This is a genomic window from Nodosilinea nodulosa PCC 7104 (assembly GCF_000309385.1).
In the GTDB taxonomy this organism is placed as follows: Bacteria; Cyanobacteriota; Cyanobacteriia; order Phormidesmidales; family Phormidesmidaceae; genus Nodosilinea; species Nodosilinea nodulosa.
The window spans coordinates 4831138-4845221 of the sequence record NZ_JH976537.1 but is presented as its reverse complement, the minus strand read 5'-3'; the positions used below and the strand labels follow the sequence as shown (position 1 = coordinate 4845221).

The window sequence follows — 14084 nt, the reverse complement described above, 5'->3', positions numbered from 1 at the left end:
ACGACGCCCCTGGCGCTCCTGCACCCTGATATAGATGACGCTGGAGCGTCGGGACGATGAATGGGCGCGATCGCAACTGCCCGGCATCGATGCAGCCTCGCCGCTGGAGAGCCGGATTGTGCCGCGATCGCCCCTCCCTGGCTAAAATTCGCGTCCCTACCATTTTCCTCCGCGTGTATATCTGTCTATTGACCAGCAGCGCCAGCAGTCATCGCCCTTATTTGGACTGACAGAGATTGCCTTAGCGGAGTTGGCGGAGTGCCAGTTACGGGTTAAGGAAGCGATGAGGCCAAATTAATGGGGCCTTCAGCAGGGTATCTCTGAGCACGTACATCATCAAAGGTACGGAATCTACCTGCTAACTCTGGTAGAGATTACATAAGATTTGAACGTCAGCCTCCCTACCTTAGCTCCAGACGCCCTAATGAAAGACCTCAGCGCCAGCTTGCTCAAGCTGTCTAGTTACCTGACCCGGAAACTCTACATCGCATTCTTTATCATTTCTCTGCTGGTAACGATTGGTCTGTCTGCTCCACTCGCCATCTTGGCCCAAACACCGGCACCCACCACGCGAGCCGAGTTTATTCAGGTAATTGAGCAGCAAGCGGCAAAAGACCAGAAAAATGGCATATCTAGAAAAGATGGGACAGATACCATACTCAGCGATGCCTACACGAATAACGAGTTTGGCGTCAGTTCGTTTGAGATTCGGCAGGTATACGACGAGGCTTACTCTGAAGCTGAAGAGGCTAACAAGCCTGGGCTGCTAAGACGTCTGCTGCCGAAAGATGGGGTTGTAATCGGCAGCCTGATTTTAGTGGCAGGGATCATCGGCGCAGTCCTTAAGGATTCTGTGACCCAGTTCATCAAAGGTGTTTATCAAAAGATTGATAACTGGTTTTACGCCAGATACGCCGGGACGCCTTTGTTTGAGGCGGTAGCACTGCGCCGCTACCGCACTAAAGTATTTGAAACCAATAGAGAACTCAAAATTCCCTTTCGAGTCAATTACTCTGCATTGAGCATGGAGGAGATCTTCGTGCCGCTGAAAGTGGCGGGGGAGGAGGAAGACTCAGAGGTTGATGCCTATCAGTGCTTAAAAGATCACAAGCGCATTGTCGTAAAAGGCCCGCCGGGCTCTGGAAAAACTATGCTGCTGAGAAACTTGGCTCTGGCCTACGGCACCGGGCGACTGCACACCCTGCTAGCCGATCGCCCAATTCCGGTGCTGCTGGAGTTGCACCGCGTTAATGACCCCAAGCTAACGGCAGAACAACTTATCGATGAATTGGTTGATGCCTTTAAGCGCAATGACTTCCCCAAGGCTAGGCGATTCATTGAGCAAAGTCTGGAAAGCGGCAAGCTGATGTTGCTGCTCGATGGCCTGGATGAAGTCAGTCGCGATGCTCGCTCTACGGTTACCCGGCGCATTAATGATTTGCTAAATCAGCATAGTGACTGCCGCGCCATTGTTACCTGCCGTACCCAAGTCTATGGCGGTGAGTTTGACGCTACAGCTGACCAGGGCCTGGAGGTGGTCGAGTTTAGCGATCAGCAGATTCGGCGGTTTCTCGAAAGCTGGCAGCAAGACATGCCGCCAGAAAAGTCGATCAATCAGCTATTGCAGACCCTGCAAGATCGCCCCAGGATTATGGCTCTGGCTCGCAACCCGCTGCTGCTGACGATTATTGCCTACCTCTATACCGACACACCGTTTGTGCTGCCCCACTCGCGAGCCGAGTTCTATCAAAAATCTACCGATATTTTGCTCGACCAGTGGCAGAAAGACTTTAACCAGTATCGGGCAAACGACAAGCGCCGAATTCTACAGCACTTAGCCCTCTATAACCAGGATCAGGGCATGCAGGCTCGCCAAGATCGTCGCAGCATTGACTACGAAACTGTTTTAGCCGAACTGAGGTCCGTTTTACCTGATTTGAACCTGAGCCCCGACTCTGCCAAACTCATTTTGGATGAAATCGTCGAGCGAAGCGGCCTGTTCCTCAAAATCGATAGCGGCGACAAATATCAGTTTGCGCATTTGACTGTGCAGGAATTTTTTGCAGCGGTGGCACTGCAGAATGATGTCAATGGGCTGATTGAGCGTTTTGAGCAGGAGCCTACGGCCTGGCGAGAAGTGGTGAAGCTTTGGTGCGGTCTGTCTGGAGACAGCACTCGATTAATTAAGGCTATTTACAACGCTGACCCATTGACTGGATTTGAGTGTTTAGCCGATGCGCAAGAAGTCGATCCAAATTTATCCACAATTATTATTGCCCACTTCAAACAGCAGTTAGGGCAACTATCAACATATCAAGATAAAGAAGCTCTGTATGCTGCTTTTGGAGCAGTCGCGGCTGATTTACGACCGCGCGGGAGAGAAGTTTTTATATTTCTTGCTAATACTCTTGTATCTGAAAACAGCTCATCGTCATTAAGATTTAGCACTGCTCGTGCCTTAGCCATGACCAATTTGCCGATGGCGGCAGAGGTTTTGACAAATAACTACCGTGAGGAAACTCGGTCATCTTTAGTCAAGATGGGTGATATTGCAGTACCAGCCTTAGCACGTATAATAACTGACAATGACTTAAAACAGGCTGCTAACATCCTAGACGATCTTTTTGCCATTGGTACACCAGAAGCAAGTAGGGTACTAGCCGATGCACTTTTTAGATCTGAGCAAAGTTATATAAAAACTCAAGCGGCCTGGTCACTCGCCAGTCTTATGCAAAGGCCATCCATTGAAGAAGGGCTAAAATTCTTTGTGTGCCCTGATGACCAAAAAAATAATTACAAACTTTCATGGGTTTGGAAACCATTCTTGAGTGATCACTCGTCTGGGTTCTTAACTTTAACCAGTGTGATTTCTACTTATCTAGTAGATCCCTCTCCAGTTATCTTTCAAGATAGGAATCCTCATGTCGAAACGTTCGATCCCCGATTTGTTATCGCTCTCTGTGGTGTATCGGTTCGCGAGATATGGGGAGATGAGGTCAAAGCCACATTTGATAGTTGGCCCCCAGAAGCAGACACACTCTTGGCCCAGGAAACTGCTTTACTCAATCCTCAGCAATTACAATCTCTGGCTAAAGTTGACAACACCCTAATGGAAAAAGTTCAGGCACCGCCTCAGTGGTTTGAAATGATGCTGGGCGTAGGAACTCTCAATCGCCTGAGTTTATTGAAGTGTTTTTCATCTTTGCCTTCAGTAGATCAAAGTCACTGGGATGGCTTGTTCAATAAAATTGAGTTTACTTTAAGGGCAAGTAAGCGATATAACCTTGGTGTTTTAGGAATTTCACTCATCCTTTCCGGGATTGCTATTTTCGAGATGGGTTGGCTGATTTTTCACTACTATGAATTTCAGGCTGTAGGGATATTAGGTTTATGTATCTGGATAGTTATTGTCTTTTGGCTATCTTTGTTAGAGGACAACAAAGAACCTTTTGAGTCCAACATGTTTTGGAGCTTAGGCATCTCTAATTTGTTGATGTTCAGATTCAGTAATGGACTTAAGCAGCTCTATCAGCGTAAAATAGTCATTCCTGAAGTAGAGATACTGCTTGGCATTTTAATAGACAATGGAGTTCGTTCTGGTCATGTCCCTGTTCCTGACTATATCACTGGCGCTTTAGCTGTCTTCGTCACTGTCGTTGCTGTTGACATTCTCACTGGTGCTGTCGCTATCACTGTTGCTGGCGCTTTAGCTGTCTTTGTCGCTTTCATTGTTGCTGGTACGGTCACTGGTGCTGTCGCTGGTGCTGGTACTGTTGCTGGCGCTGTTGCTGGCGCTGTTGCTGTCGTTTTAGCTGTCGCTTCAGCTGGCGCTTTTGTTGTCACTGACGCTAACGCTGACGCTATCGCTGTCGCTAACGCTGGCGCTGTTGCTGGCGCTGTTGCTGGGCTGGGGCTAGGTGCTTGGGCGAGAATTTATGGGCGACCAAAGAATAGGTGGCTTTATCCGCTGAGCATTTTGGCGTTTCCCTGGTTTTGCTGGGCTCCCCTTACCCTGGTTTTCGGTACTTTGGGCGTGCATACTCTGTTAGGTCTCTTTTCTCCGGTACAGGCTTATCTCTGGCCTCAAACGTTTGTTTTGGTTGGAACATTAGTCTTAGTTGCGAGCGGCCTGGGCTGGTCGGGTTATCGCCGTGAAAAAGCTGCCCGGAACCCCCTGCAAGGTGGTCATTTAGAGCGAACGTTGCGTTCGTTGCGACGGTAGAAGTCCCAAGGCCAAAAGCGCAATCCCTCCCAGAGGATTTCGCTACGCCAGTGGCGAGATTGGAGTCACCAGCGGTGAAGATTGAGGTCGCCAGCACTCAGGCGATCGCAAGCTAAACACCTCTCAACGAATACCACTCACCGGCTGCCTTCCACCACCGCTGAATATTTGAGGGGCATGGTTTGGGGGCGGGTAAATGAGTGGGGTGGCGGCCCTTGCCCTGGGTTTGGTTGGGCTATACTCGTGCGTAACGAATGAAGACCGCTACCATTATTCATAATAAAGATCAAGCAAAAGATCTTTGGTCGATCTGGCCTTACCAATGATATATCTTCTCTTCCTACTAGCGATTGTATTAATTACCACAAATGCACTAACGCTGAAACAGCTCCAGCGCCAAAGACTGGAAACTTCTGTAGCGCAAAGACAACTAAACGCAGCCAACACAACAATCAGAGGTTTTGCGTCAACGCGCAAAATCCTTGTCGAAAGCAATGAACAGGTCAGGCAACTGCAAGCCAAAATAAACGCCCTGAACAATCAACTCGATCAATTGCACGCAGTAAATCAGGAAACGGCGGAGCAACTCAGAACCCGCCAACAAGAGGCCGATCAAAGGCGTGATCAGCTTGAGCAGATGCGCGAGACTCTTGCCAATCGTGATGCGTCAGTCAGAGATCTGAATGAGCAGGTCAAAAATTTACGCAGTGAACTGTATCAGCTGCGGTTGGCAAACCAGAACGAAAGGCAATCTGCCAACCATCTCTATAATGAGATTGAAAAAGAGATAGAGAATGAAGCTAAGCAATACAAAGCAAAAATTGAGGAGCTGGAAAACACCATTTCTTTACTCCAGGAAAGCCAAAGAAAACAAACAGAAGTAGCCACAGAAAACCAAGGTAATTTCATAAATTTAACAATTCTAGAGCGCGATCTGTATTCAGAAGAAATTAAAAGCATAGTGGTGGAAGTTCTCAGAAATTCACTCCTCAACGTGCATAGTGGCAGCAGAACCCAGCATGTAATTACTGATGTTGTTAACAACAATTCCTCTGGCTCTTTACGAGAGGAAATTAAAGCAGAGATCAATAGCCTGTTTAAAGACTATACAAGTATGAATCCGAAAATGAAGCAGGCTCTAAAGAGGCTGGGGTTTGAGCTGGTGGCTGACAATAGTCACTACAAGTTTGTCTTTTGTCAGGATGATCGCTACACCGTTTTTTTCTCAAAAACCCCTAGCGACCGACGAGCCGGGCGAAACATTGCAAAGGATATTTGCCATGTGATTCTGTAGAGCGATCGCACCCCAAGCAGGTAACGCTCGCCCCACCGACCACCCACAGACTGCGAAAGACCAATTCCCCACATTTAGCCATGCAAAGCCCCATCCTTCCGTTGGGTCCAGGGCGGCGGAACGGCCCTGGTCGAGGGGGTCTGGGGGCAATCGAAACGCCCCCAGCGGTAGATCTGGCTTTATCCCCAAATCGTTGCCGCACCCAATTCCGGGCGAGAACCGCAGACCTTGCGCTGGTACAAACCACCGTTTGCCCCTACCGAGGATTCTCCACCCAAAGAATCGACTTCACCGGGCGCTGCACCAGCTCCCCCTCCGCATTCAGCCGACCATAGTGGGCGGTGCCCTGGTAAATCAGCGTTGACGAGCTGCCGCCATCCAGGTTCAGAGCCTTGACTACGCCGCGATCGCCCAAAATCTCCCCCATCTCCGCCATCGTCACACCGCTGGGCGACACCCCCGGCACCTGGGCCGCCATCACCAACACCACGCTACCGTCAGCCTTAATCCCCACCGCCGATCGCGCATTGGGCGACTGGCTACCCAGGGCGTCGCGGTTAGCGCCGCGATCGACAAAACCCTCCTCCACCGACGTATCCTGCGGCAGCAGCTGCGGCCCAGCCCCCACCGCATCCACCAGCTCGCAGCCCGCTGGAACGGCTTCCTGGTGCAAGGTGATGTCGTAGCTGGGGGTGCCGCCACAGTCGTAGCGGCGAAACTCGGAACGGTTGAGGATCTGATCCATATAGCTGGCCAGGTCTGGATTGCCCACCAGACGCTCATTTTGGGTTGGGTCAGCCACCAGCGCGCCATTCTGCACCACGTAGGAGGTGGTGAGGCCATTGTTGGGGTCAAAAAAGCCGGCGTTAATTGCCGCCGCCACGCATCCTTCGGGTTCACAGGCTTGAGCTGCGATCGCATCCACCCGCGCCAGCTCATCCACCACCGCCACCCGCACCGGATAGCGCACCGGGTCCGGAATCGTCACCACATGTACCGTGGCCGCAGGCAGGCTAACGGTTTCATAAATCGGAGGCTTGGCAGGTGCTTCAGGGATAGCATCAGCATCCGCCGTATCGACCTGACTAGGCACAGGGGCACATCCAAATAGCCCTAGAGCAATCGCCAGGCCGATAAAGAATGGGTATTGAATACGAGAACGCATAGCGCCAACAACGGGTTGCGCTCAGCAGTATAGCGGCTTCGGGGCTAGATTCCGCTTCGGGACATCCAGCCAGGCGATGGGCATACTGGAACCAGTTTTGGTTGCAGCTCATGGCCGTTCCCACAGTGACAACCAGCGAGACCGAGCCGAAGGTGTATCCCTTGGTGACGGTGATTGTGCCGATCTACAACGGCGAGGCCGATTTGCCCGAACTGGTGGAGCGGTTGCTGGGGCAAGACTATCCCGCCGATCGCGTTGAGTACCTGCTGGTGGACAATGGCAGCGGCGATCGCACCCTCCAGATCCTCCAAGCCGCCGCCCAAACCGCCGCTGCCCAGGGCATTCGCCTCCGCGCCCTCACCTACAGCGCCATCCAAAGCTCCTACGCTGCCCGCAATGCAGGGATTGCCGCCGCCCAGGGGGAAATTCTCGCCTTTACAGACGCCGACTGCCAGCCAGAACCCGGCTGGCTGGCCGCCCTGGTGCAGCCCTTCGCCGACGATTCCATCGGGCTGGTTGCAGGAGAAATCAAGGCCCTGCCCAGCCGCAACTGGCTCGAACGCTACGCCGATCGCCAGGGCACCCTTTCCCAGCACAACACCCTCAACCACGCCTTTTTGCCCTACGGCCAAACCGCAAACCTGGCCGTGCGGGCAGAAATATTGGGTACAGTCGGGTGCTTTCGTCCCCACCTGACCACGGGCGGGGACGCCGACCTGTGCTGGCGCATTCAGCAGGAAACCGACTGGCAGCTCGTCTACGCTGCCGATGCCGTGGTGTATCACCGCCATCGAGATAGCTTGAAAGGCCTGAAAAGCCAGTGGTATCGCTACGGCTGCTCAAATCGCTATCTCCATGAGCTACATGGAGTTGAACTGACGCGATCGCTCACTACCCAAGAAACCCGCTACCGCCTGCTGCGCTGGGGACTTAAGGAACTGCCTCAGGCCACCGTTAAGCTGCTTACCGGACGCGGCACCGCCCTAGAGATGGCGATTACCCCGCTGGATCTGTGGTGTGCCCATGCCCGCAGTCGGGGGCAGGCCCAGGCCCAGCTCTCTGACGCCGCCCGCGCGATCGCCCCCCTGGAGGAACCAGTTGAATGCGAATCCTGATGATTTCCGCCACGTTTCCCTACCCGCCCACCCTGGGCGGCACGCAAATTCGCACGTTCTACCTGCTCAAGCACCTGAGCCAAAACCATGAGGTGACGCTGGTGACGCAGCGATCGCCGGAGGTATCCGACGACGAGGTTGCCACTCTGTCCGCCTGTGTCACCAAGCTGGTCTGCTTTCCCCGTCCCACTGCCGCCGACCTGCGACCTGGCATACCTGGCAAAGTCAGCCGCTTTGCCCACTTTCTGGCCACGGGCACGCCCCCCAGCACCACCTACCTGGCCAGCCCCTCCATGCAGCAGTGGATCGACAACTGGGTTGAAGGTGGCCACTGCGATGCCATCACCTGCGAGCACAGCGTCAACGAAGTCTTTGTGCGGCCCAGCTACCGCCAGCGAGTGCCCAAAGTGGTGGTGGACATCCACAGTTCGCTCTACGGCACGCTGGTCAACCAGTTGCAAACCGGCACGGCGGAAAAGCCCCTGCGCGATCGCCTCAATCTGCCCCTGCTGCGCCGCTACGAGCGCCGCTACGCCCAAAAATTCACCGACCTGGTGATCACCACCGAAGAAGACCGCCAGTTTTTCACGGCGATCGCAGGCCACACCCCCCTCCATGTGGTGCCCAACGGCGTTGATTTGGTGCAGTTTCCCTACCGCCGCGCCGACCCCGGCGGCCACAGCCTGGTGTTTGTCGGCGCGATGGACTACATCGCCAACGTGGACACCGCCAAATTTCTGGCCCAGGAGATTCTGCCGCCCCTGCGCCAGCGCTACCCCGACGCGACGCTGTACCTGGTGGGCAACAAGCCTACGGAGGAAGTCCAGGCCTTGGGCAACCTTCCCGGCGTCACCGTCACCGGAAAAGTGCCATCGGTAGCGGAATATTTGCACCGGGCGACGGTGTGCGTGGTGCCCATGCGCATCGGCTTTGGCATTAAGAACAAAACCCTGGAGGCAATGGCGGCGGGGGTGCCGGTGGTGGCCAGCGATCGCGGCCTCGAAGGTCTCGCCGTAGACCAGCCCCAGCGAGCGCTGCGAGCGAACACGGTGGATGAATACGTGACGGCGATCGGCCAGATGTTCGACCGGCCAGATCTGCGCACCACCCTTTCGGCGCGCGGGCGCGAGCTGATTGAAACCACCTTTACCTGGGAACGGGCCGGACAGGTCTACGAAACAATCCTTAGCCACTGAACGTTGCATCGCTGGGGTATGGGCCAGGGGATCCTCACGCCAATCAATTCTCAGCGTCTGTTCCGCGCGGGCGGACATTTTCGATGGATCGGCTCTGGCCGATCGCCTATTTCAGCGCAAATCCCAGGCCATGGCTAGCTGGCTGCTTCCAGTTTGTCCTGGGTTCGATGCTCAAAATCACTGGCCGCGTGCCGTTCGTGGAGCTGCTCCTCGGGCGGGCCCCAGGTCCGGTTTACCATTCGTCCGCGCTGCACCGCTGGTCGGGCATCAATTTCCTCTGCCCACTTCACCAAGTGGGTGTAGGACGAGGCCTCCACAAACTCAGCCGCATCGTAGAGACGGCCCAGCACCAGCCCGCCGTACCAAGGCCAAATCGCGATGTCAGCGATGGTGTAGGCATCGCCACTGATGTAGGGCCTATCGGCCAGCTGTCGGTCGAGGACGTCCAGCTGGCGCTTGGTCTCCATGGTAAAGCGATTGATGGCGTATTCAATTTTGGTTGGGGCGTAGCTGTAGAAATGCCCAAAGCCACCCCCCAGGTAAGGTGCAGAACCCATCTGCCAAAACAGCCAGGACAGGCATTCTGTGCGCTGGGCCGGATCGGTGGGCAGCAGCGCGCCAAATTTCTCCGCCAGGTAGAGCAAGATCGACCCCGACTCAAAGACACGGGTGGGGGGCGTTGTGCTGCGATCGACCAGGGCCGGAATCTTGGAGTTGGGGTTCACCGCGACAAAGCCGCTGCCAAACTGATCGCCCTTGTTGATGGCGATCGGGTAGGCGTCGTACTCAGCTTCGGCAATGCCCAGGGCCAGGAGCTCCTCCAGCATGATCGTCACCTTTTGCCCGTTGGGGGTGGCCAGGGAGTAAAGCTGAAGCGGATGCTGCCCGATCGGCAGTTCTTTTTCGTGGGTAGGGCCAGCGATCGGGCGATTAATGCTGGCCCAGGTGCCGCCGCTCTCGGTTTCCCACTGCCAGACTTTGGGCGGTGTGTAGGTTGAAGGTGTCTCCATGGGGTAGCTCTGGGGTAAGGGGCTGACAATCGACAGCCTAACTTAGTCCAAAGCGTTCGTGAAACGCGTTAGCGAAACGGTGCTCCATTTTTCGGTCACAGAGCCACCAACCTGGCCGATTCCTAGCCCTTGCCGTGGCCTCACCACTGGCACGGCTGGCCGCCTCTAAAGCTGATTAGAGGGCATCTCGGGTGGGTTGTGGCGTTCTCCCTCCGGGAGGCGTCCCCCGTTGGCGAAGCCTGCCAAAAGGCTGCCGACTTCGCTCAGCCAGCATCGTTCTAGGGACGCTTACCAGGTAAAAGGCGTGGCGGTAATTTTTTAGATATCAACAAACAGATCGTCACCTTCTTGGGTAACGCTAAAGCTGGCCACATCGGAGGGTGTTTTACCCATGGACACTATTTTCTTGGCCACCCCAGGCAAAGAGATACCGGCAATTGACTCTACCCATTCGACATTTTTGCCGGTACACATTTCAAACTTAGAGCCGTGGAAGGGGCATGTAATCGTGCCATTTTCAAGTTTGCCTTTGGCCATGGGAAGGCCGAGGTGAGGGCATTTATTGGCGACCGAGCAATACTTATCACCAACCTTGGCCACGAGAATAGAGCGATCGCCGGCACTAGTTTTTAGAACTTTGTCAGTACTGACATCGGCGGTGGTGGCAATTTTAACTTTAGTCACAGTAGAAGACTCCTAATATTATCTAAGGTTCTAAAAATCTTGGAAAAACGGTCATTCGATAATACAGGATTGGGTCGCCCCATCCTGGGAATAAGGGCGAGTGTTTACTTGCCACTGGTGGCTGGATGCGGCCCCAGACCGCATCTCAGCGGTGCTAGAAAGGGCGCGATCGCGCCGCATCGTCGTTGAGCAGCTCGATTCCCCCCCGTGGCCCATAGGGCCGATTAGGCCGATTAGGATAGAAGGGAACCCCCATCCAATCCCGAACTACCGTTGAACACAAAACTCCGCTCACAGCCCATGGTGTCGCCCAAACTCGACCAGCTCAAAACCCTTTTTGCCGCGATGGACCGGGCGCTGATTGCCTACTCGGGCGGCATAGACAGCACGCTGGTGGCCAAGATCGCCTATGACGTGCTGGGCGATCGCGCCCTGGCCGTCACCGCCAACTCGCCCTCGCTGATGCCTGCGGATCTTGAGGAAGCCCGGGTGCAGGCGGCGGCGATCGGCATCGCCCACGAAATAGTCGCCACCCACGAACTAGAGAACCCCAACTACGCCGCCAACCCGGTCAACCGCTGCTACTTCTGCAAAAGCGAGCTGCACGACACCCTCAAGCCCCTGGCCCTGGGGCGGGGCTACCCCTACGTGGTCGATGGCGTCAATGCCGACGACCTGGGCGACTACCGCCCCGGCATTCAGGCCGCCCAGGAGCGGGGGGCACGCTCGCCCCTGGCCGAAGTCGGCATCACCAAGCTGGAGGTGCGCGAGATCTCCCGCGCCCTGGGTCTGCCCTGGTGGGATAAACCGGCCCAGCCCTGTCTCAGCTCGCGCTTTCCCTACGGCGAAGCGATTACCCTAGAGAAGCTGCGGCGGGTGGGTCAGGCCGAGCTGTACCTGCGGCACCTGGGTCTGCGGCAGCTCCGGGTGCGATCGCAGGCCGACACTGCCCGCATTGAAATTCCAGCCGAGAATATTAAGGATTTTGTAGCCGCTGCGGACCTTGAAGCGCTGGTAAAGGCGCTGCAAGCCTGCGGTTTCACCTACGTTACGCTCGATCTAGAGGGCTTTCGCAGCGGTAAGCTAAATCAGGAGCTACCCGCTACCATTGTCAGCCCATTAGAACGCCCCAGCCATGACCTATCTGCTTGCCGGTGACATTGGCGGCACCAAAACCATTCTGCGCCTGGTTCAGACCAGTGAGCCCAACCAATCGGGCCAGGTCACGCTCAAAAACAAGTTTGAGTGCACCTACTCCAGCCAGGCCTACCCGGACCTGGTGCCCATGGTGAAAGAGTTTTTGCACCAGGCCAACGAGGAGGCCAGGCAGGAGCATCCCCCCGAGCGGGCCTGTTTTGCGATCGCCGGACCAGTTGTAGACAACACCTCCAGCCTGACCAACCTGGCCTGGTCGCTGGAGGGCGATCGCCTGAACGCTGAGCTAAACCTCAACCGGGTAGAGCTGATCAACGACTTCGAGGCGGTGGGCTACGGGGTTTTCGGCCTGGCCGACGAAGACATCTATACCCTGCAAGCCGGAGACCCCGACAGCAGCGCTCCGGTGGCCATTTTGGGGGCGGGCACCGGGCTGGGGCAGGGGTTTGCCCTGGCGACCGGCGGGCAGCCGCTGGTGTTTCCCTCCGAAGGGGGCCACGTCGATTTTGCCCCCCGCTCCGAGCTGGAGTTTCAGCTCATGCGCTACCTGACCGATAAGCACCAGATCTCTCGGGTGTCGGTGGAGCGCGTGGTGTCGGGCCAGGGGATTGTGGCGATCTACCAGTTTTTGCGCGATCGCGAATTTGCCACCGAAACTCCCGCGATCGCCGAAGCCATTACCACCTGGGAGCGCCAGACCGGCCTCTCGACCAAAACCGTAGACCCCGCCGCCGTGATTGCCCAGGCCGCCGCCGAGGGACGCGATCGCCTCTGCCAAAAGACAATGGAAATTTTCGTCTCTGCCTACGGGGCCGAGGCGGGCAACCTGGCCCTCAAGCTGCTGCCCTACGGCGGGCTGTACGTGGCCGGGGGCATTGCCGCCAAAAATCTGGCCCTAATCAAAGAGGGCACATTTCTAGAAGCCTTTAGCCACAAGGGCCGGGTCAGCCCCCTGCTCGACCGGGTGCCCGTGCGCATCGTGCTCAATCCCCAGGTGGGGCTGATTGGGGCCGCGCTGAAGGCAGCCGTGGTCTAGATTGATCCTATATCGATGAAAACTCACTTGTCTCTCTAATCTTCCTTTGAATTCTGGCGGCAAGGTCTTCAGAACGCATATTGTGAACATCAAGATACCCGATTGACGGAGGTAGACCGGGTAACTGAGTATCATCAAAGTGGACGGGTAACACACTGTCATCTTGACGCTGAATCCGGCCAGCAAGAGCACTTTGGCGCTCGTGATTTGTCCAAGCCTTTGATATGTACTCTCGCGATACAAACACCACAACATAGCGCGATCCAGATCGGTAGACCCTTTCCAGTTCGACAATTAAGTCTTTTCCCCATAGGTCTTCATATTCGTCGTAGAACACTTTGACTCCTGCCAAGCGAAGCGCCTCGGCCACCTGCATCACATATGGCCTTTGTTCACCTGCGAATGACAGGGCAACATCGTAGATACTTGCATTTGAACTCTGTTCAAGTGGTGTAGTAAAAACGGACTCCTGACCTGACACGGAGTTACCAAAGGGTGGTACTGTCTCTGATCGCAGACGGTTAACTATACGACGTGCCGCTTCAACCTGGCTGGAGTTAGCATCTGCGGAGGATAAATCTATAAGAGCTTCAAGGACAGGGACTACAGCCTCGTCAGACTCATTGTTCCAGAATGCCCTAAGTCGGTTCGCTTTGGATCCACTTTCATAGTCATATTGCAGAGAATAGATATCCACACCCGCGACATCTTGCATAAATTCCTGAAAAGTGCGATTGCTAAAATCCAGCAAGTATCCATTTTCCATCTTAAATAGTTTTTCTAGTTGGCGCTTCTCGTGATATTTCAGGCTTGACATTTTTCTCTTTGGTTAGTTGTTCAGGCTGTTCGATTTATTCATCTCGCTATATTCTCGGGGAAGTCTGGCTAGTTCTTCGTTTGGCCTGGCTCAGCTTTAGCCGCTAGTATAACCAATCGGATTTCTAATGCTTCTGTGCGTTGATTGTGTGAATTTTCGTCCCGGAAGCGTAATGGCTATTCGCTGGAAACGGTATTTTGTAATCGTAGCTACCTGAGTAAGGGATATAGTGCGCCACTAGTAGCATTCCTAGATACCTAAAAAAGAGATATTGGCCTCAGCTCACGCTTAACCCTATTTTTTAAAGGTTACGAATTCGTATGCCATGTATGCCAAGCCCTTGAATGCAGAAGGCTATCGCTCCCCAGCTGTCCGCTAAGGCGATAAAAT

10 protein-coding genes are annotated in these 14084 nt (G+C 54.8%); 6 read left to right on the top strand and 4 right to left on the bottom strand.

What is annotated here, in order from left to right; genetic code table 11:
* Positions 1-424 precede the first annotated feature (424 nt).
* A complete protein-coding gene (locus LEPTO7104_RS37265) occupies positions 425-4222 on the top strand; it encodes an NACHT domain-containing protein (protein ID WP_017300831.1) in 3798 nt (1265 codons plus the stop codon).
* Between the two features lie 301 nt (positions 4223-4523).
* Positions 4524-5516 carry a hypothetical protein gene (locus LEPTO7104_RS37260; protein ID WP_155523736.1) on the top strand — a complete coding sequence of 331 codons (993 nt, stop codon included), beginning with the start codon at positions 4524-4526 and terminating at the stop codon, positions 5514-5516.
* A gap of 256 nt (positions 5517-5772) precedes the next feature.
* Here the strand turns inward: LEPTO7104_RS37260 and LEPTO7104_RS0122395 are convergent, their stop codons facing one another.
* Positions 5773-6609, bottom strand: coding sequence for a phosphodiester glycosidase family protein (locus tag LEPTO7104_RS0122395; protein WP_017300829.1), 837 nt, complete (start codon positions 6607-6609; stop codon positions 5773-5775).
* Between the two features lie 182 nt (positions 6610-6791).
* Between LEPTO7104_RS0122395 and LEPTO7104_RS0122390 the strand changes: the two genes are divergently transcribed.
* Together LEPTO7104_RS0122390 and LEPTO7104_RS0122385 are read left to right on the top strand one after the other, a co-directional pair.
* A complete protein-coding gene (locus tag LEPTO7104_RS0122390; protein ID WP_017300828.1) occupies positions 6792-7796 on the top strand; it encodes a glycosyltransferase family 2 protein in 1005 nt (334 codons plus the stop codon).
* A complete protein-coding gene (locus LEPTO7104_RS0122385) occupies positions 7784-8992 on the top strand; it encodes a glycosyltransferase family 4 protein (RefSeq protein ID WP_040695597.1) in 1209 nt (402 codons plus the stop codon). Before LEPTO7104_RS0122390 ends, LEPTO7104_RS0122385 begins: the two co-directional genes overlap by 13 nt.
* 134 nt (positions 8993-9126) lie before the next feature.
* On the opposite strand, the gene yghU is transcribed toward LEPTO7104_RS0122385, so the two are convergent.
* Complete coding sequence (gene yghU / locus LEPTO7104_RS0122380; RefSeq protein WP_017300826.1) at positions 9127-10002, bottom strand: glutathione-dependent disulfide-bond oxidoreductase; 876 nt, start codon at positions 10000-10002, stop codon at positions 9127-9129.
* Between the two features lie 318 nt (positions 10003-10320).
* Complete coding sequence (locus LEPTO7104_RS0122375) at positions 10321-10686, bottom strand: Rieske (2Fe-2S) protein (protein ID WP_017300825.1); 366 nt, start codon at positions 10684-10686, stop codon at positions 10321-10323.
* A 300-nt stretch (positions 10687-10986) separates the two neighbouring features.
* Here LEPTO7104_RS0122375 and larE point away from each other — a divergent pair, with 300 nt between their 5' ends.
* Together larE and LEPTO7104_RS0122365 are read left to right on the top strand one after the other, a co-directional pair.
* Positions 10987-11844 carry an ATP-dependent sacrificial sulfur transferase LarE gene (gene larE / locus LEPTO7104_RS0122370; protein ID WP_017300824.1) on the top strand — a complete coding sequence of 286 codons (858 nt, stop codon included), beginning with the start codon at positions 10987-10989 and terminating at the stop codon, positions 11842-11844.
* Positions 11822-12877, top strand: a complete 1056-nt coding sequence (locus tag LEPTO7104_RS0122365) for a glucokinase (RefSeq protein WP_017300823.1) — start codon at positions 11822-11824, stop codon at positions 12875-12877. The genes larE and LEPTO7104_RS0122365 overlap by 23 nt, the downstream gene beginning before the upstream one ends.
* 7 nt (positions 12878-12884) lie before the next feature.
* On the opposite strand, the gene LEPTO7104_RS37255 is transcribed toward LEPTO7104_RS0122365, so the two are convergent.
* Positions 12885-13694: a toll/interleukin-1 receptor domain-containing protein gene (locus LEPTO7104_RS37255; RefSeq protein ID WP_017300822.1), complete on the bottom strand. Its 810-nt coding sequence runs from the start codon at positions 13692-13694 to the stop codon at positions 12885-12887.
* Between the last annotated feature and the right edge of the window lie 390 nt (positions 13695-14084).

Excerpts from the sequence above, each read along its gene's own strand:
- LEPTO7104_RS37265 (WP_017300831.1), top strand. The coding sequence starts at position 425 with ATGAAAGACCTCAGCGCCAGCTTGCTCAAGCTGTCTAGTTACCTGACC.
- LEPTO7104_RS0122390 (WP_017300828.1), top strand. The coding sequence starts at position 6,792 with ATGGCCGTTCCCACAGTGACAACCAGCGAGACCGAGCCGAAGGTGTAT.
- LEPTO7104_RS0122385 (WP_040695597.1), top strand. The coding sequence starts at position 7,784 with ATGCGAATCCTGATGATTTCCGCCACGTTTCCCTACCCGCCCACCCTG.
- yghU (WP_017300826.1), bottom strand. The coding sequence starts at position 10,002 with ATGGAGACACCTTCAACCTACACACCGCCCAAAGTCTGGCAGTGGGAA.
- larE (WP_017300824.1), top strand. The coding sequence starts at position 10,987 with ATGGTGTCGCCCAAACTCGACCAGCTCAAAACCCTTTTTGCCGCGATG.
- LEPTO7104_RS0122365 (WP_017300823.1), top strand. The coding sequence starts at position 11,822 with ATGACCTATCTGCTTGCCGGTGACATTGGCGGCACCAAAACCATTCTG.
- LEPTO7104_RS37255 (WP_017300822.1), bottom strand. The coding sequence starts at position 13,694 with ATGTCAAGCCTGAAATATCACGAGAAGCGCCAACTAGAAAAACTATTT.